Genomic DNA, 23,554 nt, shown 5'->3' on the forward strand with positions numbered 1-23,554 from the left:
CTGGCGGGTACGGACCCCGAGCCCACGCTGCCGCCCCGGAGGCCCCAGCCCCATGAGTACCGTCGCTGCCGACCAGTCGCCCGCCACCCCGTCCCCCGGTTCCGTTCCGTCCTCCGGCTCCGTCCCTTCCCCCGTCGCGGCCGCCCTCGCCGGGCTGCCCCGGGTCGTCGACCTGCTGGCCGCCCGGGCCGAGGAGCACGACCGCGACGCGACCTTCCCGTACCAGGGCATCGAGGCGGTGCACGAGGCCGGACTGCTGACCCTGACCGTCGCCGCCCGCTACGGCGGCCCCGGCGGCACGCTCGCCGACACCGTTCAGGTGCTGGCCCAACTCGGGCGCGGGGACGCGTCCGTGGCCGTGGTCACCGCCTTCACCCTGCTCCAGCACGCCGAGCAGGCCCGGACGGCGGGCTGGCCGACGGCCGGCTACCGGCGGCTGCTCACCGAGTCCCGGCGCGGTCCGGCCCTTGTCAACACCCTGCGGGCGGAACCCGGGAGCCGCGAGGGCGAACCGCCGGCCACGGTGGCCCGATGGGACGGTGAGGTGTGGCTGCTGACGGGCCGCAAGACGTACTGCACCGGTGCCGAGGCGCTCGCCTGGATGGCGGTGACCGCCCGGACCGACGAACCGGAGCCCCGGACCGGCACCTTCCTGGTGCGCGGCGAGAGCGAGGGCCTGGAGGTCGACCCGACCTGGGACCAGGTCGGTCTGCGGGCCAGCGCCGGCCACGACGTCGTCCTCGACGGGGTACGGGTGCCCGCCGAACTGGCCCTCGGCCTGAATCCGCCCGGAAGCGGTGCCGGAAGGGGCGGCGGTACCGGAAAGGGCGCGGCCGGTTCCGCCGCCGCGGGCGCGGTCCCGGCGGCCGAACTGGCTCGGGCCTGGCACGATCTGGCGCTCTCCGCGGTGGCCGTCGGGGTGGCCCGCTCGGCCCAGGACTGGCTGGTGCGCTTCCTGCACCAGCGAACTCCGGCCAATCTGACCGAGCCGCTCGGCAGCCTGCCCCGCTACCGCTGCGCGCTGGGCGAGATCGAGGCTCAGCTGATCGGCGCCGAGGAACTCGTCCGCGGTCTGGCCGCGCGGGTGGACCTGGCGGAGCCGGACGCGGTGGCCCGGACCGGGCCGGCGCACCTGCTGGCCACCCGGGCGGCGACGGCGGCCGTCCAGCAGGCCGTGTCGCTCACGGGGAATCCGGGGCTGAGCCGGCGTCACCCGCTGGAACGGTACCTGCGGGACGTGCTCAGCAGCCGGGTCCATCTGGCCCCGGACGAGGCCGTCCTGGAGGCCGCCGGTCGGGCCGCCCTGGCGCGCGGCGCGCGGCACTGACCGACCGGACCGGGAGACGACCCGCCCGGGCCGCGGGGGCACCCGCCCGCCCGGTGCCGGACCGGGCGGGCCTCACCTGGTCCCGACGGCGGCCCGGACGGCCCGGCGGGCCAGCGCGGCGTCGTCGTAGAGCCGGCGGATCATGATCCGCTGCTCCTCGCCGGCGCCCGGGACGTCGTACAGCCGGATTTCCCGCATCAGCACCAGCACCAGGTTCACCAGGAACGCGTCCCGCGCCATCGTGCCGCCGCTCTGCGCGAGCTGGCTGATCTGGCGGCGGGCCGCGGTGTCCCCGGAGAGGACGCTCCAGAGCACCGCGAGGTCGTAGCCGGGCAGGTACCAGCCGGCCTGCTCCCAGTCGACCAGCACCGGTCCTGACGGCGCCAGCAGCATGTTGCTGAGCAGCGCGTCGCCGTGGCAGAGCTGGAGCGGACCGTGGCCGAGTCCGTGCAGCAGGCCGCGCAGGTCGCCGGCGTCCCGGTCGGTCAGCTGGCCCACCGAGTGGTAGCGGGCGATCTCCAGCTGGTAGTCCAGCCGGGGCTGGAAGACGTCGGTCGGCGGACGCCACAGGTTGAGCGTCCGGACGGCGGTGAGCAGCGCGCGCACCTCGCCGGGCGTCGGGGCGTTGACCGGGTGGCGCTCCCGGGCCGCCGGCCGGCCGGGGACGCGCTCCATGACCAGCACGCAGCGGTCGTGGTCGGCCGCCACCAGCCGGGGCAGCCGCACCGGCGGACGGTGCCGGACGAAGGCCCGGTAGACCGCGACCTCGTGGTGGAAGTCGGCGACCAGCTGTTCGAAGTGCTCGCTCCGGACGGCCTGCGGGGCGAGGCACTTGGCCACCACCGGCGCCCGGCCGATGGTGCCCGCCACCAGGATGTGGCGGCTGCCCTCGCGCAGCACCTGGCGCGGGGTGAAGGCGGGGCATATCCGCGCGACCCCGGCGAGGGCGGCCCGGACGGTCGGGGTCTGGAGGGCGGACGGGTCGATCCGTTCCTGCACCGCGGGCTGGCCCGGCCGGGTCGGCGGGCGAAGCAGTCGGCCGTCGCCGGGGCGGACGGCGGGGATCCGGGCGCCGGGCAGCCGGGGGACGGCGGTCTCGGCCGGGCGCAGTCCCAGTGCGGTCCGGGCGGCCTGGCCCCGCGCGTCCCCGGGCCGGCCGTCGGCGGCGCGCGGGGCGGCGGGCCGGGACGGCGGGACCTGCTTCGGGCCGGGACGGCCGACGGCTGCGGTGGGGGGGCGCAGCGCGGTGCGGGTCGTGGTCGGCGTCGGGGAGGTCGCTGAGGAGTACATGGGGTGAGGGTGGTCCCTTCCTGTCCGGCTGCGGGTGCGGCCCCGCGGGGGGTGCGGGGAGGGCCGGTGCCGCGTGCTTCCTGGCGTGACGGTGGCCCTGGCTGGGTCGGGTGGTGCGCGGGCGCCGGGCACGGACGCCGGGGCCGGAGCCCCGTGCTGCGGCGGTGGACCGGCCGTCCGCACCCTGGGGAATGCGGTCGGCCGGTACTGCCGTGGCCGTGCCCGGCGCCCCCGCGCCACCCGGCCGCGCCACCCCCTCGGGTGAGGACCGGGGGCGTCCCCGCGACCCGTGCGGGGGAACCCCGTACCGGCCTGGGACACCGCCCGACCCGGGGGTCGAGGTGGCGCACCTCTACATGACACCCGGATGCCGGTGGTTGGTAATGTGGCGGACCCTGGCGAAGCCTGGCGAATGCTCGCCCGGCACATGACGGAGCCTCTAGCCTCGAACCAGCCGAGGAACCTGGGGGCTTCACGTGAGCAGGGGACCCAACACCCGACTCGCCGATCTGTTCGTCCTGACCGGATGGTCGAAGGGCGAGCTCGCGCGGCTGGTCAACAGGCGCGGTGCCGCGATGGGACAGCAGCAGCTGTCCACCGACACCTCGCGGGTGCGGCGGTGGATCGAGCAGGGGGAGATCCCGCGCGATCCGGTGCCGAGGGTACTGGCAGCCGTGTTCACGGAGCGGCTCGGCCGTGTCGTCACCACTGAGGACCTCGGTCTGGAACGACACCGGCCCACCAGGACCGGAGCGGCGCAGTCCGCCACCTCGTCACCATGGGAGCCGGATCGAACGGCCGCGGTCCTCACCGAGTTCACGGGAATGGACCTCATGCTGAACCGACGTGGATTGGTGGGCGCGGGCGCAGCGCTCACGGCGGGGGCGGTCGTCGCCGACTCGCTGAAGGGCTGGCTGGGAGGGGACGCGGTCGCGTACGCGGCCTCGGCGCCCGGCCCGCGGCCGGTACTCGCCCAGGGCGGTGTCCGCCCGGTGGTGGACCTGTACGACCCGGGCCCGGTCGGGCTCGACGAGGTGGAGGCGCTGGAGCGCTCGGTGCAGGTGTTCCGGGCCTGGGACGCGGCCCGCGGCGGCGGTCTCCAGCGCAAGGCGGTGGTCGGCCAGCTGAACGAGGTCGGCGGCCTGTTGACGCACCGGCACAATCCGGACGTGACGCAGCGGTTGTGGCTGGTCGCGGCCAACCTCGCGGTGCTGGCGGGCTGGATGTCGCACGACGTGGGCCTGGAGCCGACGGCGCAGAAGTACTTCATGCTGGCGGCGGACGCGGCCAGGGAGGCCGGCGACCGGCCCCGGGCCGGGGAGGCGGTCTCCCGGGCCGCGCGCCAGATGGTGCACCTCGGGCGGGCGGACGAGGCGATCGGGCTGATGGCGGCGGCGAAGGCGAGCGGCGGCCGGATGCTGCCGAGAACGCGCGCCATGCTGAACACCGTCGAGGCGTGGGCGCACGCCTCGGTCGGGCAGTCGCAGACCACCTGGCGGCTGCTGGGGGAGGCGGAGGAGTTCTTCGCCGAGGACCCGGACGGTCCGCCGCCGTCCTGGATGCAGGTCTTCGACGAGGCGGAGCTGCGCGGGATGCAGGCGCTGGTGCTGCGGACGCTCGCCGAGCACGACCGGGAGGCCGCCGAACCGGCCCGTCGGCACGCCGAGCGGGTCGTCCGGCTGCGGGAGGGGACGGGGCAGCTGCGGTCGGCGCTGTTCGACCGGATCACCCTGGCCTCGGTGCACTGGCTCACCGGGGAGCCCGACGCGGCGGTCGCCCAGTGCCGGCAGGTGCTGGGCCTGATCGGCCAGAACTCCTCGCACCGCACCTGGGACCGGCTGCGGGAGATGTACCGGCTGACCTCGGGCTACCGGGGGGTGCCGGCGGTGGACGAGCTGCGGGAGTACCTGGGGCGGGAGCTGCGGGCGGCGGACGCGAAGAAGCGGCCCGCGCGCGTCTGACCCGGGCCGGGCGGCTCGGTGGGTCGGTGGGCGGTCCGGGCGGTGGGCGGACCGGGCGTGGGTCGGCGGAGCGAAGGGTCAGGAGGGGTTCGCCGGGCGCAGCAGCATGCGCAGCGCGGTGACGGTGCCGTCGGTGCCCAGCACCGGTTCGCCGGCGCACTCGACCATGCCGTGCCCACCGTCAGGCCGCCGCACCTGGAGGGTGCCGAAGGCGTACCGGCCGTGCACCAGGGCGTCGGTCATCATCCGGCGCAGCTGCGGCCGGTCCGCCTCGCTCAGGCGGTCGGGCAGCCGGTCGAGGCTGAGCGGTCCGTGTCCGGGGTCGCAGCCGAGGAGCCGGTAGGTCTCGGCCGACCAGCGGACGTCGTCGGTGAGGAGGTCCCACTCGGCCGAGCCGATCACGGCCGCGCCGGTCGAGGTCCGGATGGCGCTGTCCACTCTTTCGCCCACCGGCCCTTCGCCGTCCGTCGCGCCCTCGTCGGGGGGTGCGACGGGTGGTGGGCCGGGAACGGGCGAGTTCTGCATGGCGAGTCCAGTGGTCCGTTCGTGGAGAGCGGCCGGTGCGTGGTGGCATCGACTGTCGCACAGCGGTCTCACCCTTGTGGGCGATTTGGACAGATCGCCGTCAAAGTTCCCCCGGCATATGCCAGTGCGCACAAAGGGCCGGTCGCCCTGTGTGCGACGGGCTGCCCGAGGCGGTAACCTTCGGTGATTCCGGCGCCCGGGCGCCCACCGCTGTACCCACCAGACACCCCGGCGACGGAAATCCCGTTGCCACTACGACCGCCGCAACGGATGCTGACCTCATGTTCGAGCCAGTGATAGCACCCAGTGCCAGCCTCCTCGGCCTCCTGCAGCGAGGTCGCGGTGACGGGCAGCTCCATGCGCTGGCCGCCGACCGCACCGAGGCCATGGCCGCGCTGGAGGAGTGCGTCACCAGCGACCCGCGAGCCGACTGGCAGGTCGAGAACCGTTCCCTCTACTACGCGCGCCTCTACATGGAACTGGAGGCGCCGCTCGACGGCATAGAGGACCACCTCCACTCCCCGGAGGACCTCCTGGACGAGGACGAGGCCCGTACCGGCCTCGCGCTCTCCGTCCTGGGGCACCTCGCCGCGTACGGCCGGCGGGACGCGCTCCTGATGCTCCGCGAGTACGCCGCCACCGGCACCAACTGGGCCTGGGCGCTGGACGAGCTCGCGCTGCGCGACGACGACCGGGGCCTGCTGCTGCTCGGGACGGCCGTGCTGGACCGCTTCGCCCCGGGGCCCGAGGGCGACGCCGAACTGCGTGAGACCGTACGGAGCGCGTACGAGCCCAGGCCCTGGCGGCTCTGGGCCGCCTACCACCCGAGGGTCGCGGCCGCCAGCGAGCAGGCCCCCTTCGACGTGTGGCAGCGCCAGCTGAACCGCAGCGGCGTGACCCCGGGCTGGTCCACCGCCGATGTGCTGGCCTGGGCCGACCAGGGCGAGCTCGGCGGCCTCGGCGCCGCGGCCTTCGCCGGCGGCCCGGTCCGTCCCGGGTCCGCACCCGACGCCGGAGCCGGTCCGGACGCGGTGGACCGCCGTGCCGCCGCCGCCGCCCGCTGCCTGGCCGCCGTGGTGCGGCCGGAGGACCGGCCCGAGGTGCTGGAGGCGGCCCGCAGCGGTCTGCCCGGTGCCCGCCGGGCGGCCCTGCGCCATCTCGTCGATCGGCAGGACCCGGCCGCGGCCGGACTGATCGAGGCCGCCGCGGCGGAGGTCGACGACCGTTTGGTGCGCTTCGCCCTGGAACTGCTCGGACGGATGCGGGGCCCGGAGGCGCTGGCGCAGGCCCGCCGCTGGGCCGATCCGGCCACCGGGGGCGCCGACAGCGCCCTCGGCGAGGCCGCCGTCCGGCTGCTGGCCGACGCGGGCGAGCCCGCCGACGGTCCGCTGGTGGTGGGCGGGCTGCGTCGCTGGGTCCTGCTCCGCGGGGTGTCCGGCGCCGACGCCGGGCTCGGGACGCTGGTCGACGGCGCGGGGCGGCTGGCCGCCGCCGAGGCCGTCCCGGTCCTGCGCCACATCTACGGCGAGGCCGTCTCCTCGGAGCTGCGCGGCCGCGCGGCCCGGGCGCTCGCCGCGACCGACGTGCACTTCCCCGAGGGGCCGGCCGTCGAGTGCCTCTGGGACTGCGAGGAGTCCACCCGGGAGCTCGCCGCGAGACATGTCGCCACCACCGGCGACGCCCGTGTGCTGGAGCGCCTGCGCCGCCTCGCCGCCGACCCGGCCGAGGAGGCCGAGGTCCACGCCGCCGTCCGCGGCCGGCTCACCGCCGCCCACGAGCGCAGGCGGTAGCCGCCCACCGGGCCACGACCGGACGAGAAGAGCGGGCCGGTCCACCACGAGGGTGGACCGGCCCGCTCTTCTCGTTCCCGGGGTTCCGGGGCCGACGGACTGGAACGCGGTTCTACTTCGCGACCACGCCGGCGTCCGGCGCCAGGGTGCCCACGGACACCAGGGCGATGATCAGGATGCCGAGCGCGATCCGGTAGATCACGAACGGCATGAAGCTGTTGTTCGAGATGTACTTCAGGAACCACGCGATCGCCGCGTACCCGACCACGAAGGCGATCACGGTGGCCAGGATGGTCGGCCCCCAGGCCGGTGCCGGGCCCTCACCGATCTTGAACAGCTCCAGCAGTCCGGAGGCCAGCACCGCCGGGATCGCCAGCAGGAACGAGTACCGGGCCGCTGCCTCGCGGCTGTAGCCGAGCAGTAGGCCGGCGCTGATCGTGCCGCCGGAGCGCGAGACGCCCGGGATCAGGGCGAGCGCCTGGGCCATGCCGTACGTCGCCGCGTGCGGCAGGGTCAGGTCGGAGATCGGCTTGGCGTGCCGGACCGCCCGGGTGCGGTCGGCGATCGCGAGCACCACGCCGAAGAGGATCAGCGTGGAACCGATGATCCGCAGATCGCGAAGGTCCTGTTCGATGGTGTCCTGGAACAGCTTGCCCAGGATGCCGATCGGCAGCGTGCCCATGATCACGAACCAGCCCATCCGCGCGTCCTGGTGCGAGCGCAGCGCGGGCCGGAACAGCGAGAGCGTCCAGGTCTTGATGATCGCGGCGATGTCGCGACGGAAGTAGATCAGCACGGCGGTCTCGGTGCCGAGCTGTGTCACCGCGGTGAACGCCGCTCCCGGGTCCTGCCAGCCGAACAGGGCGGGGAAGACGCGCAGGTGGGCGCTGGAGGAGATCGGGAGGAACTCGGTGAGCCCCTGGATCAGGCCGAGGACGGCCCCGTGGAACCAGTCGATCACCGGACACCCGCCCGGGGTGTCCGTCGGTCGATGCGCATGAAGCGTTCCTTGTTGGTCGGTGCGGGAACGGCCCTGCGAACCGGTCGGCGCGGTCCAGTGGCGCGGTCCGATGGCAGGCGAACGACCGGTCCCGCCCGGCGCTCGGGCCGCGCGCGGGCCCGGCGTCCGCCTGATGCTACGCCGTTCGGGTGACAGCTTTTCGCCCGGCCCACCTCCGGAACACCGTCCGTCGCCCTGTTCCTCCCCGCTTCCTCCCGGCTTCCTCCGTTTTCGCCCGCCCGCCGCTCAGGCGGCGGTCGGCCGGGCCCGGGCCCAGGTCCGGTCCTCGGTCAGATAGGCGTCGACGGTCAGTCCGGCCTCGGCCAGAGCCCGTTCGAACTCGGTCCGGTCCATCGGACGGGACGGGAAGGTCTGGGTCCACCGGGCGTCCGGGAACTCGTACACGACGTGGATCCGGTTCACCCCGTCGCCGAGGGGTGTGGCCGATTCCACTCTGACCAGGCCGTTCTCCCCGAGGGCCCGCTCGCGCGGGACGTTCGTCTGCCAGTCCTCGCCCTCGCGCTGGACGAGCACGCAGCCGTCCGGGGCGACGTGCCGGCGGCAGGTCTCCAGCAGACCCCGGCGGACGGCGAGGCTGCCGGCGTGCACCAGGAAGGAGGCGAGCAGGACGACGTCGAAGCGTTCGCCGAGGTCCAGCCGTTCGATCGGGGAGAGCGCGGTGCGGGTCCCGCGGATCCGTTCCAGCATCGGCGCCGACTCGTCCACGGCCGTCACCCGGAAGCCCCGCGCCACCAGCGGACGGGTCATCCGGCCGACGCCGCAGCCGAGTTCCAGCAGGCTGGCGCCGGGCGGCACGGCGCCGGCGATCACCTCGACCTCGTCGCGGACCGGCAGCCGTTCGTACAGCTCGACCGCGCATCCGTCCGGGGTGATCGCCCCGGGGCCGGTGCCGGCGTATCCCTCACGTCGTTCGTCGGTCATGCGAACCATCCGAGCACGGGCGGCGCACGGGGGGAAGAGGGCGGGTGGTCGAGGGTTGGCGGATACCCCCAGGGGGTATAGAGTCGTCGACGAGCCGGGCAGCACGGCGAAGGAACGAGTACGTGGAGGACGACATGGCGCACCCCGCCCAGCACGAGCGGCAGCACAGCGGTCACGAGCAGCACGAGCACCACGAGAATCACCGGCAGCACGAGCACCGGCACCAGGGCGAGCACGGCCACGCCCACCACGCGACCGGCGGCGGGGGTGTGACCTGGGCGGCCGCCGCGCAGGCGACGCTGCACTGCCTCACCGGCTGCGCCATCGGCGAGATCCTCGGCATGGTGCTCGGCACCGCGCTCGGCCTGCACAACGGCGGCACCGTGGTGCTCTCGGTCCTGCTGGCCTTCGTCTTCGGCTACGCGCTGACCATGCGCGGCGTGCTCGGGGCGGGCCTGGACGTCCGCACCGCGGTGAAGGTCGCGCTGGCCGCCGACACCGTCTCGATCATCGTCATGGAGATCATCGACAACACCGTGATGGTGACCGTGCCCGGCGCGATGGACGCGGGTCTCGGTGACGTCCTGTTCTGGTTCGCCCTGGCCGGTTCGCTGGCCCTGGCCTTCGTCCTGACCGTCCCGGTCAACCGGTGGATGATCGGCAAGGGGCGTGGTCACGCCGTGGTGCACGCCTACCACCAGCACTGACCGGCCCGCCGGCGCTGCCCGCCGCACCGGACGCCGCCGCCCGCGCCGACCCCTCCCGCAGGGGTCGGCGCGGGCGGCGGCGTTCTCGCGTGCCGAGTCCGGTGGCCCGGCCCCGTTCCCCGCAAGGGCCCCGGGGTCCCGGTTCAGGCCGGGTGGTCGAGTTCGGCGAGGGTCGTGTGCAGCCAGTCCCGCTCGGCGGCGGTGGTCGCGCGGGCGATCAGCAGGATCCCCCGGCGGAACGGGTCGGTGGTCTCCTCGACGGCGACCGGTCGGTCGCCGTCGTAGAAGAAACTGGCCGGTTCGTCGAGGAAGGCGAGGCGGCGTCGGAGCACGGCGGCCTGCGCGGCCGGTTCGCCGTCGAGGTGGCGGAGGAAGGCGAGCACGGTGAACCAGCGGTTCTCGTCGCTGACGTCCAGCTCGTCCGGGGTGCGCAGTCGGTCCAGCAGGGTGGCCCGGCCGGTGTCGGTGAGTCGCAGGGTGTGCCGGGGGGCGGCCGCCGCGCCCGGTTCGGTCGTGCGGACGAGGAGCCCGTCGGCCTCCAGTCGCTTGATCGCCGGGTAGAGCGTGCCGTCGCTGATCGGCCGCACGTGGCCGGTGAGCGCGGCGAGGTGGCGGCGCAGTTCGTAGCCGTGCAGGGGCCGGTCGTGGAGGAACCCGAGGATCGCGAGTCTCAGCATGGGCCCACTCTGCCAGATCCGACGAGATATATCGGTGTTGCTGTACCTCGATGTCGAGGTATGGTCACTTCGCCGCTCCCGGAGGAACCGGGAGGCGCCCCCGGCAGTGCCTGCCCGGGGCCCCTTGTCGACAGCAGAAGGAGCACGACCGTGCGCGACGCCACCGTCACCCCGAACGGCGACCGGATCCGCTGGGTGGAGATCCCCGGCCAGGAGCCCGTCCGCCTCTACCTGCACGGCCTCGGCTCCAGTTCGCCCGTCTACTACGCCGCGGCCGCCGCGCACCCGCTGCTCACCGGGCACCGCGCACTGCTGCTCGACCTGCTCGGCTTCGGCGTCAGCGACCGCCCCACCGACTTCCCCTACACCCTGGAGGCGCACGCCGACGCCGTCGCGGCGGCCGTCCGGGCGGCCGGGGCGAAGCGGGTCGAGGTGATCGGCCACAGCCTGGGCGGCGCGGTCGCGATCCTGCTCGCCCACCGGCACCCCGGCCTGGTCGACCGGCTGGTCCTGGTCGACTCGGTCCTCGATCCGGTGGCCCCGGCCCGGACCGCGGGCGGCAGTGGGCTCGCCACCTTCACCGAGGAGGAGTACCTGGCCGGCGGGTGGGAGCAGGTCGAACGGTGGTCCGGCCCGTTCTGGTGGGCCACCATGCGGCTCGCCGGGCCCGAGGCGCTGCACCGCACGGCCGTCCACCGCTGCCGGGCGACCGTCCCGACCCTGCGCGAGCAGCTGCGCGGCCTGGAGGTGCCGCGCACCTTCCTCTTCCCCGAGGTCGACGGCGAGCCGGCCGGCGCGGAGTCCCTCCGGGAGTCGGGGGTGGTGCTGGCGGCGGTGCCGGACTGCGGGCACAACATCATGATCGACAATCCGGACGGCTTCGCCCGGGCCACCGCCGCCGCGCTGGCGTAGCGTCGTCCTGCCGGTGCCCCGTTCGATCCCCGTCCGTCGCCCACCGATTCCCGTCCGCCCCCGCCGATCCCCGTCCGTCGCCCACCGATTCCGTGCGGAGCGTGCCCGTCGTGCCGATCAAGGTCCCCGAGGCGCTGGTCGCCTCCCTCGTCGAGTGCGACGGCGCGGACGGCCGCGCCTGGGCCGACGGACTGCCCGCGCTGGCGGCGGCCTCGGCGGACCGTTGGGGGCTGCGTTTCGACGGACCGCCCGCGCACGGCGTGGTCGGCCTGGTCCTGCCCGTGCTGCGGGCCGACGGCTCCCGCGCCGTGCTCAAACTCCAGCGCGTGGACGGGGAGACGGCGGGCGAGCCGCTCGCCCTGCGGGCCTGGAACGGCCGGGGCGCCGTCCGTCTGCTCGACCACGACCCGGACACCGGATCTATGCTGCTGGAGCGCCTCGATCCGGCCCGCTCCCTGCTCGCCCTCCCCGACGACCGTGCCGCCACCCGCGTCCTCGCCGACCTGCTGGGCGAACTGACGGTACATCGGGCTCCGCCGGGGCTGAGGACCTTGGCCGAGGTCGCGGACGGCATGCTGGCGGAGGCCCCGGCCGCGCGCGAGCGGTTGGCGGCGGAGGCCGACCGCCGGCTGCTGGCGGACCTCGCGGCCGCCCTCCGCGAGGTCCGGCCCGAGCCGGGCGACCGGCTGCTGCACTGGGACCTGCACCACGGCAACGTGCTCGCCCCGCCGGGCCCCGACCCCCGTGCCCCCTGGCTCGCGATCGACCCCAAACCCCTGGCCGGCGACCCGGGTTTCGAACTCCTCCCGGCCCTGCGGAACCGCTGGTCCGACCTCACCGCCACCGGCGATCTCCGGCGCGCCCTGCGGCTGCGCTTCGACCTGCTGACCGACCGCCTCGCCCTGGACCGCCCCCGCGCCGTCCGCTGGACCCTCGCCCGCGTCCTGCAGGCCGCCCTCTGGGACATCGAGGACGGCGAGCCCGTGATCGACGGCACGCAGCGGGCGATCGCGGAGGCGCTGGCGGGGAGCCGGGGCGGCTCGGGGGTCACCCGGACCGGAGGGTGAAGCGGAGCGGGGTGCCCGGGCGGGCCTGCGCGGCGGCGGCGAGGTCCGCGGGGGGCACGACGCCGACGACGGGGTAGCCGCCCGTCGTCGGATGGTCGGCCAGGAAGACCACCGGGAGCCCGTCCGGCGGGACCTGGACGGCGCCCAGCACCATGCCCTCGCTGGGGAGTTCACCGGACCGGGCGCGGACCAGCGGCGGGCCCTCGGTGCGCAGCCCGATCCGGTTGCCGGCCGGGGCGACCCGGTAGGTGTCGCGGGCGAGCCGGGCCAGGGAGTCCGGGGTGAACCAGTCGGCCCGGGGGCCGGGTCGCAGCCGCAGGACCAGTTCCCGCGGGGGAGCGGGCAGCGGGACCAGGTCCGGCGTCGCCCGGTGCCGCGGCCGGGGGCCGGCCGGCAGCCGGTCACCGGCGGACAGCGGGGCGGGGCCGAGCCCGGAGAGCAGGTCGGCCGAGCGGCTGCCGAGCACGGGCGGGACGGCGATCCCGCCGGCGACGGCCAGGTAGGCGCGCACCCCGGCGGTCGCGGTGCCGACGTCGAGCACCGCCCCGGCGGGAACCGGGACCGGCGCGCCCCAGGCGGCGGGCCGGCCGTCCACCCGGACCGGGCAGGGGGCACCGGTCACCGCGACCAGCAGAGGTCGCAGGGCCCGCACCGCGACACCGCCCAGGGTGGTCTCCAGGGCGGCCGCCCCGGGGTCGTTCCCGAGCAGGCGGTTGGCCGCCCGCAGGGCCGGTTCGTCCAGCGCCCCGGCCCTCGGCACCCCGAGGTGCGCGACGCCGCGCCGTCCGAGGTCCTGCACCGTGGTCAGCGGGCCCGGCCGCACCACCAACAGCGCGTCGGCCCCGTCGGCCCTGGCCGCCCGGGCCGTCACTCCGCGCCTCCCCGGACCGGGACGAAGCGCACCCGGGTGCCCGGGGCGAGCAGCGCGGCCGGGGTGCGGGCGGTGTCCCACAGCGCGAGGTCGGTGCGGCCGAGCAGTTGCCAGCCGCCGGGGGAGGAGCGCGGGTAGACCCCGGTGTAAGGCCCGGCCAGGGCGACCGAGCCGGTCGGGACGGCGCTGCGCGGGGTGGCCCGGCGCGGCACCTCGTAGCGTGCCGGCAGGCCGGTGAGATAGCCGAAGCCGGGGGCGAAGCCGCAGAACGCCACCACGTACTCGGGCGCGGTGTGGATCCGGACGGCCTGCTCGGGCGGGACGCCCCACCGGGCGGCGACCTCGGCGAGGTCGGCGCCGTCGTAGACGGTGGGCACCTCGACCAGCGGGCCGGAGGCGGCGGCGGCCCGGTCCGGGCGGGCGGTGCGCAGCAGCCGGGCGAGCGCGGGGACGTCGCTCACGCCGTCCAGCAGGACGGTGCGCGCGGCGGGCACGATCTCCTCCACCGGGGGCAGCTCACCGGCCGACCGTCGCGCGCGCAGCCAGCCGTACAGGGCGGCGACCTCGGCGGCGTCGGGCAGTTCGACCAGCAGGGCCCGCTCACCGACCCGCCGCAGCACCGGGTCGTCGTCGGCCGGGCGGACGGCCCGTCCGCCCGGTGCCTCGCCCGCCGGGCCGCCGGCCGTCACGCGAACGCCTCCACCCGGACCCCCGCCGAGGCGAGCGCGCCCCGGATGCGCCAGGCGAGCTGGGCCGCGCCGGGGGTGTCGCCGTGGACGCAGAGCGAACGCGCCTCGACGGCGATCCGTTCGCCGGCGACCGCGTCCACGGCGCCGTCGCGGGCGATGCCGACCGCGCGGGTGATGACGGTCCCGGGGTCGTGCACCACGGCGTCCGGTTCGCGGCGCGGGACGAGGGTGCCGGCCCGGGTGTAGGCGCGGTCGGCGAACGCCTCGGTGACCACCGGCAGTCCGACGTCCTCGGCGACCGCCAGCAGCCGGGAGCCGGGCAGGCCCAGTACCGGCAGCGGTCCGTCGCAGACCGCCCCGGCCCGCAGGATCCCGGCGACGACGGCCTCGGCCTGCTCGGGGTCGGCGACCACCCGGTTGTAGAGGGCGCCGTGCGGCTTGACGTAGGAGACCCGGGACCCGGCGGCGCGGGCGAAGACCTGGAGGGCGCCGATCTGGTAGGCGACCTCGTCGGCCAGCTCCTCCGGCGGCACGTCCATGGCCCGGCGGCCGAAGCCGGCGAGGTCCCGGTAGGAGACCTGGGCGCCGATCCTGACTCCGCGTTCGGCGGCCAGCGAGCAGACCCGGCGCATGGTGGACGGGTCTCCGGCGTGGAATCCGCAGGCGACGTTGGCACTGGTGACGACGGAGAGCAGGGCTTCGTCGTCGGTCAGCGTCCAGCGTCCGAACCCCTCACCGAGGTCCGCATTGAGATCGATCACCGCATCGGTCACGCCCGTCCGCCTCCCAGCAGCTGTTGAGGCAGATGGTAGGGCCTGCGCCCGGGGAGTCCGCTCCGGCGACCGTCAGCCCGCGGTCGGGGCGGTCCCGCGGTGGGGGCCGCTCGGGTCGGTCGGCCGGGGCCCCTCGGGGAGCCGGGCCACCCGCGCGGCGAGCTCGGCCCGTTCGGCCAGCGGCCGCAGCGCCCGCAGCACCATCAGCAGCGGGACGACGCCCACCACTCCGAACGACATGTCGATGAAGCGCCAGTACAGCGGGATGCCCCGGAGCGGCCCGCAGATCAGCGCGAGCGGGATGATCCCGGCGCAGGCCAGCACCGCCCAGCGGATCACCCAGATGTTGCGCACCGGGTCCTTGAGCGGCCCCACGAACGCCGCCGCGATCACCAGGTGGGCGAAGGCGAGCCAGTCGGTGCCGTAGGCGAGGAAGGGGTGGCGGGCGTTGGTCTCGGCGATGCCGTCCCGGACCCGGCGGATCCACTCCAGCAGGGCCGGGAAGTGGTCGGTCACCGGGGCGCCGGGGCCGGCGGCCAGGTCGGCCAGCCAGCGGGTCTCGCTCTCCAGGGGGAAGGCCGTCAGTCCGCTCAGGACCAGGCACACCACGAAGACCCGGAGCAGGCGCCGCACCCTTCGCAGGGTCGTCCGGTCGCTGTCGGTCGCGTCGTTCATCTGCGTCCACCCATGACGAGGAGGCAGGTCGGGCTGCTCCCGCCTGCACGGGGGTGACTCTGGACCTTCGAATTGAACGCGTTCAACTCTCTCTGGTGGCGATGCTCCGGAGCGGGCCGGACGCACGCGGGCCCGGCACCCGAGGTGGGTGCCGGGCCCGGGACGGGCGGACGGGGTCGGGGTCAGGGCGTGTAGGTGAAGGCCGTCGGCGTCGCGGCGGAGCCGCCCGGGGTGACCAGGGTGACCGGGACGGTGCCCGAGCCGGCCGGCGCGGTGACCACGCACGCGGTGTCGGTGCAGCTGCCGCTCGCCGGGGTGTTCCCGAACAGCGCGAAGCCGTTGGTCAGGCCGGTGCCGGTGATCGTCACGGCGGTGCCGCCGGCCGCCGGGCCGGTGCTCGGCGCGAGCGCGGTGACGGCCGGCGCCGCCGGGGTCACGGGCGCCTGGAGCCCGCTGCCCAGCAGGTAGCGGGAGACGTTGTCGGACGGGTCGGCGTCGTCCTTGTTGGCCGCCGTCACGGTGATCAGCCCGGACGGCCGGGTGCCGTGCGAGCTGACCTGGACCTTCATGAAGTCGCTGCGCCCGGGCGCCCGGGTGCCGGTGAACACGGCCTCCAGCCGGCGGCCGTCGGGCGAGACGGTCTGGGTGAAGGTGTAGTCGTACGGGGTGGAGTACATCAGCGCGCCGGTGGTGGTGAGGCCGGGCGGCAGGTCGACGGTCAGCCGGGTCACCCCGGTGACGTCGGCGGTGCCGGTGGACTTCCAGGTGACGCTGAAGCTGGTGTTGTCGATCGGGAAGATCGGGTAGTTGCCCGCCTGCGTCACGGTGACGTTGGGGCCGCTCACGGCGGTCACCGCGGCGGTGGGGGCGGCCGTGGCGACGGCGGCCGTGGCGACGGTGAGGGTGGTCACGGCCAGTGCGGCGGCGAGGCCGCCTCGAACCAGTCTGGTGATCATACGAAGCATCATGGCCGAGTCCGGGGACCCTCGGGAAGCTTTTGTCGAAAGCGAGTTCTAATCGCGGACGGCCTGGACGGACCCCGCCCCCGGAGCCTGTCCGGAAGGTCCGTTTCGGTCGATGTCGGGGGCTGCCTCTACTCTTGTCCACCGTGACCGTCATCGCCGACCAGCCCACCGAGCACGGCCCCCGGCCGCCCGCCGGGCCCGCCGTCGCCGCCGCGCGGCCCGCGCCCGGCCCCGCCGCCGACGAGGGCCTGGCGCGCCGGCTCAAGGCGCTGGCCTGCACCGCGCCCCTGCACGACCTGGACAACCGCAAGGTGATGCTGGCCGGCGAGTACGGCGGCTACGCGATGGCCGAGGTCGGGCTCGCCGCGATCGACCTCGTCACCCTCAACATGGACTTCGACACCGGCGCCGACCGGGAGATAGTGCTGGCCCGGATGCTGCCCCGGGTCGCGGCCCAGGCCCCCGGCCGCCCCGCCGCCGAGCACCAGCGGGTCGGCCGCTGGGTGCTGGAGTCCCTGATCAACGTCGGCAGCGTCGACCGCGGCTTCCGCGCCGTCTACGGCACCTTCGGCGCCGACGGCGAGTACGTCCGCCGCGACTACGACTTCAAGCTGATCGAGGAGGTCCCGGGCCCCGACGGCGGCGTCTACCTGCGCACCACCGACGAGGCCGTCAACGTCCTGGTCGGCGCCCTGGACACCGACGTCACCTCCGCCCAGATCGCCGCCGAGGTCAAGCTGGAGGTGCTGATCCGGCGCGGCCGCCTGGCCGACGCCCAGCTCGCCGCCGAGCAGGCCCGGTACCGCACCGTCCAGTACGCCGAGACGCTGCGCCGCGCCCTGGAGGCCACCCGCCGCAACGTCCGCGCCGTCGACTGGATGCAGGCGATCCCGGACCTCATCGACGAGGCGCTCGACCACATCGCCGACCGCTACCGGCACGAGAACGCGATTCTCACCAACATCCGCAAGGCCCGCGACGAGGCCGAGGACCCGGAGCACAAGCGCCGCGCCGCCGAGCTGGTCGACATCGTCAAGGACTGCATCCGCCGCCACACCCAGCTTCAGACCCGGCTGCTGGAGGCGGGCCCGCTGTTCCGCGCCGAGCAGGACCGGCAGGCGTTCGCCACCCCCGGCGCCCGCAGCGGCATCGACCTCTACGGCCAACTGCTCGCCCCGGTGCTCCGGCTGCCGATAGCGCAGGCCGTCCGGCCGACCGGCGCGTTCTTCGGCCGCGGCACCGGCCTGCGCACCCCCGTCTCGGTCCGCGTCGCGGACCTGGTCGACCTGCTGCTCACCCCGCCCGTCGAGCGCGAGCACCTCGGCGCCGAACTGCCCGACCCGGACCTGGTCGCCACCCCGGACGACAGCCGGTTTTCCGAGGCCCAGCTGGAGGCCGCGCTGGTCCTGCTCGACCTGCCCGCCGACGCGCCCCGCCGGCTCTCCGGACTGCTCGCCGAGGCCCGCGGGCAGGACCCGGAGCTCCCCTACCTGGTCGCCCTGCTGGCCGTGCACGCGGCGAGCCCGCCGGTCGGCACCGCCTACCGGCAGGGCGAGGAACGGCTGCTGTTCGCGGTCGACGACGGCACCCCGCTGCACGATCCGGAGTTCGGCGGCGCCGATCTGATCGTCGGCAGCGCCCTGCTCGACGCGGCCGGGATGGCCGCCGACCGCAAGGACGCCGGCTGACCGCCGGCCCGGGGCCCGGAGCACCCCGCACCACCCGGCCCCGCACCGCCCGGCCCCGCACCGCCCGCCCCCGCACCACCCGTCAGTGAACCGTCCACCCGCGCACCACCCGCCCGCGCACCACCGCAACGCCCCCGAGGAGCACCGCCCGTGACGACCCACCACGACACGTCCTGGGCGCCCGAGACCGAACCGGCCGCCCCCGCGCCGATCACCCCGGCCGACGTCGCGGACGCCGCCCGCCTGGTCTCCTTCGGCCTCCAGGCCAAGCTGCTCCCCGCCCGCGACACCGAGTACGCCGAACTCGTCCGCCGCCACCGCGAGGACCCGCCGTTCGCCCGCCTCGCCGACGCCGTCGCCACCGGCATGGGCCTGGTCGTCCTGGAGGTCTCCCCGCGCGCCGGCATGGCCGTCGCCGCCGCCGAGGACTCCGTCTTCGCCGTCCGGATGGGCGACTACTCGCGCCGCGCCGCCTCCGAGTCCACCGACCGCTTCCTCCACGGCCTGGCCCACCTGGCCGTCGCCGCGATGGCCTTCCCCCGTCCCGAGGACCTCTCCGACGACGGCTACCTCGGCCGGATCACCGTCAACGGCGTCGACGCCTTCGTCCGCCAGGCGTGCCGCCGCCTGGAGGAGCAGGCCGCCGCCGACGGCGACAACACCGACCCGCAGAGCGACGCCCCCGGCCTGGAGGCCGCCTGGCGGGTCTGGGCCCGGCGCACCGCCACCGGCGCCACCAAGGACGCCCGCCGGCTCTCCGGCTCGACCATCGGCATCGTCGCCAAGGCCGTGCTGTTCCTGGTCGACTCCGGCTTCCTGCAGAAGGTCTCCGACGACGCCGGCGGCACCTACCGCACCACCGCCCGCTACCAGCTCCAGGTCCGCGACCTGGCCGGCGGCGCCGCCATGGCCGAACTGCTGGACCTCGGCATCGTGCCGGTGTCCGACGGCAGCGCCTCCCTGCTGCCCCCGGACACCGGGGACGACCTCGTCGCCGACGCCGGACTGCCGTTCCACTCGCTCTAGCCCCGCGCCCCGCCCGGCCCCACCGGACCGGCCCCCGCCCGACCGTCCACCCGCCTCCTGGAGAACCGCCGCACATGTACGAGCTCAACCGGGTCCGCCTCTACTCGATCGGACCGGCCGGCGCGCGCTACGCCGACACGGTGCTCGACCTGCGCGGCGTCGGCGAGCCCGTCGTCGACCCGGCGCCCCGCCAGATCGGACTCTTCGGCGAGGAGGCCGACGGCCCGGTCCGCCGCCCGGCCCCGGCCGGCGTGCTCTTCCTGGAGAACGGCGGCGGCAAGTCCGTCCTGCTCAAGCTGATCTTCTCGGTCATGCTCCCCGGGCACCGCAACACCCTGGGCGGCGCCAGCTCCGGCGTGCTCCGCAAGTTCCTGCTCGCCGACGACTGCGGCCACGTCGCCCTGGAGTGGCAGCACACCGTCACCGGCGAGCCGATCGTGGTCGGCAAGGTCAGCGAGTGGCGCGGCCGCCAGGTCTCCTCCGACCCGCGGAAGTTCGCCGAGACCTGGTACTCCTTCCGCCCCGGCCCCGGCCTCACCCTCGACTCCCTCCCGGTCGCCGAGCGGGTCAGCCTGGCCGGTGACCAGAAGGCCCGCGGCCGCCGCCGCACCATGAAGGGCTTCCGCGACGCCCTCACCGAGGCCGGCAAGGCCCACCCGCACCTCGACCTGGTCTTCGAGGACGGCCACGACCGCTGGACCGAGCACCTCGGCGAACTCGGGCTCGACCCCGAACTCTTCCGCTACCAGCGCGAGATGAACGCCGACGAGGGCGAGGCGGCCGGTCTGTTCGCGGTCAAGCAGGACAAGGACTTCACCGACCTGCTGCTGCGCGCCGTCACCGACACCCGGGACACCGACGGCCTCGCCGACCTCGTCCACGGCTTCGCCGCCAAGCTCGGCCTGCGCTCCGAACTCACCGCCGAACGCGACTTCACCGCCGGCTCGCTGGACCTCCTGGAGCGCATCGCCGAGGCCACCGCCGCCCGCGAGACCGTCCGCGAGTCCCACCGCACCGCCGAACGCCGCACCCGCCGGCTCGCCCACGCCCTCGCCTCCCGCGCCGCCGCCGAACGCGACCGGGCCGAGGACCTCGCGATCGAGGTCGCCGCCGCGGCGAGCGCCGTCACCGCCGCCGAGACCGACCGCACCCGGCACACCCTGATCGCCGCCGAACTCACCCACCGGCACGCCACCCTGGCCCTCGCCGCCGCCACCGCGGAGGCGGCCGGGCTGCGCCGCGAACTCACCGAGGCCCGCACCCTGCACTCCGCCTGGCAGGCCGCCGAGGCCGTGCTGCGGCACCGCGCCGCCGCCGACCGGGTGACCAGGGTCGCCGCCGCGATCCGCGAGGCCGAACTGGACGCCGCGCCCGCGCTCGCCGCCCGCGCCCGCGCCGCCACCGCCCTGGCCCGCGCCCTGGAAGGCGCCGCCGGCGCCGCCGAGGACCGCGCCGACACCGAGGAGCAGCGCGCCGCGGAACTCCAGGCCGACGGCACCCGGGCCCAGACCGACGCCACCGAGGCCGCCACCGCGGCCCAGAAGGCCCGCAGCGAGGCCGAGCACCTGCGCCAGCGCCTCGCCGAGGTCGAGCAGGAGACCGCCGCCGCCGTCGAGGCCGGCTTCATCGACGCCGACGGCGACGCCGACCCGGCCCGGGCCGCCCTGCACGCCGCCGACGTGGAGAAGGCCGCCGGCGCCGCCCTCGCCCGGGCCCGCACCGCCGCCGAGACCGCCGCCGCCCGGCTGCGCGAGGCCGCCGCCGCGACCGGCCGGGCCGAACTCGCCGCCGCCCGCGCCACCGACGCCCGCAAGGCCGCCGGCCAGTCCCTCGCCACCGAGCAGCGCACCGCCGCCCTGCTCGCCACCGAGCCCCGGCTCGCCGACCTGCTCTCGCTGACCCCCGCACCCGTCGACTGGAACGAGGACGGGTCCGGCGCCGAGGAGGACGCCGGTTTCCTCACCCCCGCCGTCCTCGACCGCAACGCCGAGTACCTGCGCGAACTCCTCGACGAATCCATCGCGACCGCCGAACGCACCCTGTTCGACCTGCGCACCGTCGCCGCCGACGACTCCCGGATCCTCGCCGCGCTCGGCGACGGCGGCCTGCTGCCGCCCGGACCGGACGTGCTCGCCACCGTCGAGTACCTCGCCGAGCACGGCATCCCCGCCCTGCCCGGCTGGCGCTACCTGGCCCAGTCCGTCGACCCGGCCGACCACGAGGCGATCCTCGCCGCCCGCCCCGAACTCGTCGACGGCGTGGTCCTCACCGACCCGAGCTCCCTCGACCGGGCCCGCGAGGCGCTGGGGTCCGCCGCCCTGCTGCCCCGCTCCACCGTCGCCGTCGGCGCCGCCGCCTCGATGATCGCCCCGATCACCGACGAACCGGCGTTCTTTCTCGTACCGCCGAACCCGGCCATGCACGACGAGTCCGCCGCCGACGACGAGCGCCGCGAACTGCGCGCCCGCGCCACCGCCCGCGAGGAGCACATCCGCGAACTCGCCGCCCGCCTCGGCGGCGACCGCGCGCTCGCGGCCCGGCTCGCCTCCTGGCACGCCAGCTGCCCGCCCGGCACCCTCGCCGAGCACGCCGCCGCCGCCGAGGCCGCCCGCGAGCACGCCGAGCAGGCCGCCGCCGCCCTGGCCACCCTGCGCGCCGACCACGACGAGGCCGAGGCCGACCACGCCACCGCGGCCGCCGCCCACGAGGAGCACCGGGAGAGCGCCCAGCGCGCCCGCCGCCGCGCCGACGCCCTCTCCGGCCTCGCCTTCCGCCTGCGCGAGCGCGCCAACTGGAGCCGCCGCCGGCGCGAACTCGCCGAGGACGCCGCCGAGTGCGACCGCCGCCGGACCCTGTGCGCCGAGCGCGCCCGCACCTGCGACGAGGACCGCCGGGCCGCCCAGCGCGCCGCCGACGACGCCCGCCGCACCGCGCGCACCCTGCGCGGCGAACGGGCCGAGATCGCCGCCGCCGAGCAGTCCGAGGAGCCCGCCGACACCACCCCCGCCGCGCTGCCCGCGCTGCGCGAGGCGTACCGCGCCGCCTCCCAGCTCTACGAGAAGGTCGGCGTCGGCGCCGACCTGCGCGCCGAACAGGCCCGCGCCGAGGGCGACGAGGCCGCCGCCGCGACCGAACTCGACCGCCTCACCAACAAGGTCCGCACCCGCGCCGAGGAGCTGCTCGGCAGCCCCGACGGCGCCGACGGCCCGGCCCGCCAGGCCGCCGCCGCCCGCGCCGAGGAGCTCGTCGCCACCATCGAGACCCGCGCCGCCTCGGCCAGCGAGCAGCTCGGCCGGCTCCGCGGCGAGGCCGAGCGCTCCGCCCCGGTCGAGGGCGAGGCGCACACCGAGCTGCCCGAGGAGCTCGTCCCCACCGACCCCGAGCACGCCCAGGTCCTGCTGCGCACGGCCACCGGCCGGCTCGCCGAGCGCCGCGAGGCCGTCGACACCGCCCGCACCGCGGCCGCCGACCTCCAGCGCACCTTCGACGCCGCCCAGTCCGCCGCCGCCGACTTCGACGAGCACGCCGGGCAGCTCCGCGACGGCCTGCGCGAGCAGGAGGAGGACGGCCCGGCCGTCGAGCCGTACCTCGGGCAGCTCGCCGACGCCCGCACCGCCGCCGCCGAGGCCCGCCGCACCCTGCGCACCGCCGCCGGTGAGCTGTCCGCCGCCGAACTCGCCGTCCGGGACGCCTCGGACGGGCTGGTCCGGCACGCCAACGCGGCCCGCTACGAGGCCGTCCGCACCCCGGCCCGGCAGCAGATCCGCGAACTGCCCGCCGCCGCGCTGCCCGACCACGCCGCCAACTGGGCGGTCGCCTTCGCCCCCCGGCTGCGGGTGCTGACCGACGAACTCGCGCAGCTGGAACGCAACCGGGGCTCGATCGTCGACCGGCTGCGCGGACTGGTGGAGTCCTCGCTGACCACCCTGCGCGCCGCCCAGCGGCTCTCCCGCCTCCCCGAGGGGCTGGGGGAGTGGTCCGGTCAGGAGTTCCTCCGGATCCGCTTCGAGGACCCGGACCACGCCACCCTGGTCGAGCGCCTCGGCGAGGTCATCGACGAGGCCACCCGCGCCGCCGTCCGCAAGAACAGCGACCTGCGCCGGGACGGCATGTCGCTGCTGCTGCGCGGGGTGGGCGCCGCGATCGGCCCCAAGGGCGTCTCGGTGGAGATCCTCAAGCCCGACGCGGTGCTGCGCGCCGAGCGGGTCGGCGTCGGCCAGATGTCCGACGTGTTCTCCGGCGGCCAGCTGCTCACCGCCGCCATCGCGCTCTACTGCACGATGGCCGCGCTGCGCGCCAACGACCGGGGCCAGTCGCAGCTGCGGCACGCGGGCACGCTGTTCCTGGACAACCCGATCGGCCGGGCCAACGCCACCTACCTGCTGGAGCTCCAGCGCGCGGTGGCCGACGCCCTCGGCGTCCAGCTGATCTACACCACCGGTCTGTTCGACACCACGGCGCTGGCCGAGTTCCCGCTGGTGATCCGGCTGCGCAACGACGCCGACCTGCGGGCCGGCCTCAAGTACATCTCGGTGGAGGAGCACCTGCGGCCGGGCCTCCCGGCCCCGCAGGACCCGGACGGCCCGGTCGTCCACGGCGAGATCACCGCCACCCGGATGTTCAAGCGTCCGGCGGAGGTTCCCGCCACGTCCTGACCGGCCTACGGTGG

The 23,554-nt window shown here is 75.9% G+C and carries 19 protein-coding genes; 9 read left to right on the plus strand and 10 right to left on the minus strand.

The annotated features are described in order from the left end of the window. The first annotated feature begins 52 nt into the window (after positions 1 to 52). Complete coding sequence (locus tag ACIQ9P_RS35015; protein WP_402365477.1) at positions 53 to 1,327, plus strand: acyl-CoA dehydrogenase family protein; 1,275 nt, start codon at positions 53 to 55, stop codon at positions 1,325 to 1,327. A gap of 72 nt (positions 1,328 to 1,399) precedes the next feature. Here ACIQ9P_RS35015 and ACIQ9P_RS35020 read toward each other — a convergent pair whose 3' ends face one another. Further along, positions 1,400 to 2,617 carry a phosphotransferase gene (locus ACIQ9P_RS35020; protein ID WP_402365479.1) on the minus strand — a complete coding sequence of 406 codons (1,218 nt, stop codon included), beginning with the start codon at positions 2,615 to 2,617 and terminating at the stop codon, positions 1,400 to 1,402. Between the two features lie 476 nt (positions 2,618 to 3,093). Between ACIQ9P_RS35020 and ACIQ9P_RS35025 the strand changes: the two genes are divergently transcribed. Continuing rightward, positions 3,094 to 4,578: a hypothetical protein gene (locus ACIQ9P_RS35025; protein WP_402365481.1), complete on the plus strand. Its 1,485-nt coding sequence runs from the start codon at positions 3,094 to 3,096 to the stop codon at positions 4,576 to 4,578. A 78-nt stretch (positions 4,579 to 4,656) separates the two neighbouring features. On the opposite strand, the gene ACIQ9P_RS35030 is transcribed toward ACIQ9P_RS35025, so the two are convergent. Then, complete coding sequence (locus ACIQ9P_RS35030) at positions 4,657 to 5,016, minus strand: PAS domain-containing protein (RefSeq protein ID WP_402365483.1); 360 nt, start codon at positions 5,014 to 5,016, stop codon at positions 4,657 to 4,659. Positions 5,017 to 5,384: 368 nt separating this feature from the next. Between ACIQ9P_RS35030 and ACIQ9P_RS35035 the strand changes: the two genes are divergently transcribed. Then, positions 5,385 to 6,893: a HEAT repeat domain-containing protein gene (locus ACIQ9P_RS35035; RefSeq protein ID WP_402365485.1), complete on the plus strand. Its 1,509-nt coding sequence runs from the start codon at positions 5,385 to 5,387 to the stop codon at positions 6,891 to 6,893. Positions 6,894 to 7,005: 112 nt separating this feature from the next. On the opposite strand, the gene ACIQ9P_RS35040 is transcribed toward ACIQ9P_RS35035, so the two are convergent. Both ACIQ9P_RS35040 and ACIQ9P_RS35045 read right to left on the minus strand, forming a co-directional pair. Then, positions 7,006 to 7,851, minus strand: a complete 846-nt coding sequence (locus ACIQ9P_RS35040; protein ID WP_402365537.1) for an undecaprenyl-diphosphate phosphatase — start codon at positions 7,849 to 7,851, stop codon at positions 7,006 to 7,008. A 288-nt stretch (positions 7,852 to 8,139) separates the two neighbouring features. Further along, positions 8,140 to 8,835 carry a class I SAM-dependent methyltransferase gene (locus ACIQ9P_RS35045; protein WP_402365487.1) on the minus strand — a complete coding sequence of 232 codons (696 nt, stop codon included), beginning with the start codon at positions 8,833 to 8,835 and terminating at the stop codon, positions 8,140 to 8,142. A 134-nt stretch (positions 8,836 to 8,969) separates the two neighbouring features. On the opposite strand from ACIQ9P_RS35045, the gene ACIQ9P_RS35050 reads away from it, so the two are divergent. Beyond that, the gene (locus ACIQ9P_RS35050) at positions 8,970 to 9,542 is read left to right on the plus strand and encodes a DUF4396 domain-containing protein (RefSeq protein ID WP_402365539.1); all 573 of its coding nucleotides are present in this window, start codon (positions 8,970 to 8,972) and stop codon (positions 9,540 to 9,542) included. Positions 9,543 to 9,685: 143 nt separating this feature from the next. Here ACIQ9P_RS35050 and ACIQ9P_RS35055 read toward each other — a convergent pair whose 3' ends face one another. After that, a complete protein-coding gene (locus ACIQ9P_RS35055; protein ID WP_402365488.1) occupies positions 9,686 to 10,219 on the minus strand; it encodes a PadR family transcriptional regulator in 534 nt (177 codons plus the stop codon). A gap of 150 nt (positions 10,220 to 10,369) precedes the next feature. On the opposite strand from ACIQ9P_RS35055, the gene ACIQ9P_RS35060 reads away from it, so the two are divergent. Further along, positions 10,370 to 11,131 (plus strand): alpha/beta fold hydrolase, encoded by a 762-nt coding sequence (locus tag ACIQ9P_RS35060; RefSeq protein ID WP_402365490.1) that lies wholly within the window; start codon positions 10,370 to 10,372, stop codon positions 11,129 to 11,131. 101 nt (positions 11,132 to 11,232) lie between these two features. Beyond that, positions 11,233 to 12,198, plus strand: a complete 966-nt coding sequence (locus ACIQ9P_RS35065; protein WP_402365492.1) for an aminoglycoside phosphotransferase family protein — start codon at positions 11,233 to 11,235, stop codon at positions 12,196 to 12,198. Here ACIQ9P_RS35065 and ACIQ9P_RS35070 read toward each other — a convergent pair. From ACIQ9P_RS35070 to ACIQ9P_RS35090, 5 genes are all read right to left on the minus strand, one after another. Continuing rightward, positions 12,179 to 13,069, minus strand: coding sequence for a biotin-dependent carboxyltransferase family protein (locus tag ACIQ9P_RS35070; RefSeq protein WP_402365493.1), 891 nt, complete (start codon positions 13,067 to 13,069; stop codon positions 12,179 to 12,181). The genes ACIQ9P_RS35065 and ACIQ9P_RS35070 overlap by 20 nt on opposite strands. After that, the gene (pxpB, locus tag ACIQ9P_RS35075; protein ID WP_402365541.1) at positions 13,066 to 13,689 is read right to left on the minus strand and encodes a 5-oxoprolinase subunit PxpB; all 624 of its coding nucleotides are present in this window, start codon (positions 13,687 to 13,689) and stop codon (positions 13,066 to 13,068) included. The genes ACIQ9P_RS35070 and pxpB overlap by 4 nt, the downstream gene beginning before the upstream one ends. 65 nt (positions 13,690 to 13,754) lie before the next feature. Then, a complete protein-coding gene (locus ACIQ9P_RS35080) occupies positions 13,755 to 14,531 on the minus strand; it encodes a LamB/YcsF family protein (protein ID WP_402365495.1) in 777 nt (258 codons plus the stop codon). Positions 14,532 to 14,603: 72 nt separating this feature from the next. Beyond that, positions 14,604 to 15,206, minus strand: a complete 603-nt coding sequence (locus ACIQ9P_RS35085; protein ID WP_402365497.1) for a hypothetical protein — start codon at positions 15,204 to 15,206, stop codon at positions 14,604 to 14,606. Positions 15,207 to 15,388: 182 nt separating this feature from the next. Next, positions 15,389 to 16,162, minus strand: coding sequence for an IPT/TIG domain-containing protein (locus tag ACIQ9P_RS35090; protein ID WP_402365499.1), 774 nt, complete (start codon positions 16,160 to 16,162; stop codon positions 15,389 to 15,391). Between the two features lie 161 nt (positions 16,163 to 16,323). Here ACIQ9P_RS35090 and ACIQ9P_RS35095 point away from each other — a divergent pair, with 161 nt between their 5' ends. The 3 genes from ACIQ9P_RS35095 (at position 16,324) to ACIQ9P_RS35105 (ending at position 23,540) form a co-directional block, all read left to right on the plus strand. Further along, on the plus strand, positions 16,324 to 17,859 hold the full coding sequence (locus ACIQ9P_RS35095) for a hypothetical protein (protein WP_402365543.1): 1,536 nt from the start codon (positions 16,324 to 16,326) through the stop codon (positions 17,857 to 17,859). Positions 17,860 to 18,009: 150 nt separating this feature from the next. Further along, positions 18,010 to 18,885 (plus strand): hypothetical protein, encoded by an 876-nt coding sequence (locus ACIQ9P_RS35100; RefSeq protein ID WP_030396861.1) that lies wholly within the window; start codon positions 18,010 to 18,012, stop codon positions 18,883 to 18,885. Positions 18,886 to 18,959: 74 nt separating this feature from the next. After that, complete coding sequence (locus ACIQ9P_RS35105; RefSeq protein WP_402365501.1) at positions 18,960 to 23,540, plus strand: hypothetical protein; 4,581 nt, start codon at positions 18,960 to 18,962, stop codon at positions 23,538 to 23,540. Positions 23,541 to 23,554 lie beyond the last annotated feature (14 nt).

This window comes from Kitasatospora sp. NPDC094019 (assembly GCF_044764505.1).
Taxonomy (GTDB): Bacteria; Actinomycetota; Actinomycetes; order Streptomycetales; family Streptomycetaceae; genus Kitasatospora.

Excerpts from the sequence above, each read along its gene's own strand:
- ACIQ9P_RS35090 (WP_402365499.1), bottom strand. The coding sequence starts at position 16,162 with ATGATCACCAGACTGGTTCGAGGCGGCCTCGCCGCCGCACTGGCCGTG.
- ACIQ9P_RS35035 (WP_402365485.1), top strand. The coding sequence starts at position 5,385 with ATGTTCGAGCCAGTGATAGCACCCAGTGCCAGCCTCCTCGGCCTCCTG.
- ACIQ9P_RS35105 (WP_402365501.1), top strand. The coding sequence starts at position 18,960 with ATGTACGAGCTCAACCGGGTCCGCCTCTACTCGATCGGACCGGCCGGC.
- ACIQ9P_RS35020 (WP_402365479.1), bottom strand. The coding sequence starts at position 2,617 with ATGTACTCCTCAGCGACCTCCCCGACGCCGACCACGACCCGCACCGCG.
- ACIQ9P_RS35045 (WP_402365487.1), bottom strand. The coding sequence starts at position 8,835 with ATGACCGACGAACGACGTGAGGGATACGCCGGCACCGGCCCCGGGGCG.
- ACIQ9P_RS35015 (WP_402365477.1), top strand. The coding sequence starts at position 53 with ATGAGTACCGTCGCTGCCGACCAGTCGCCCGCCACCCCGTCCCCCGGT.
- ACIQ9P_RS35050 (WP_402365539.1), top strand. The coding sequence starts at position 8,970 with ATGGCGCACCCCGCCCAGCACGAGCGGCAGCACAGCGGTCACGAGCAG.
- ACIQ9P_RS35085 (WP_402365497.1), bottom strand. The coding sequence starts at position 15,206 with ATGAACGACGCGACCGACAGCGACCGGACGACCCTGCGAAGGGTGCGG.
- ACIQ9P_RS35055 (WP_402365488.1), bottom strand. The coding sequence starts at position 10,219 with ATGCTGAGACTCGCGATCCTCGGGTTCCTCCACGACCGGCCCCTGCAC.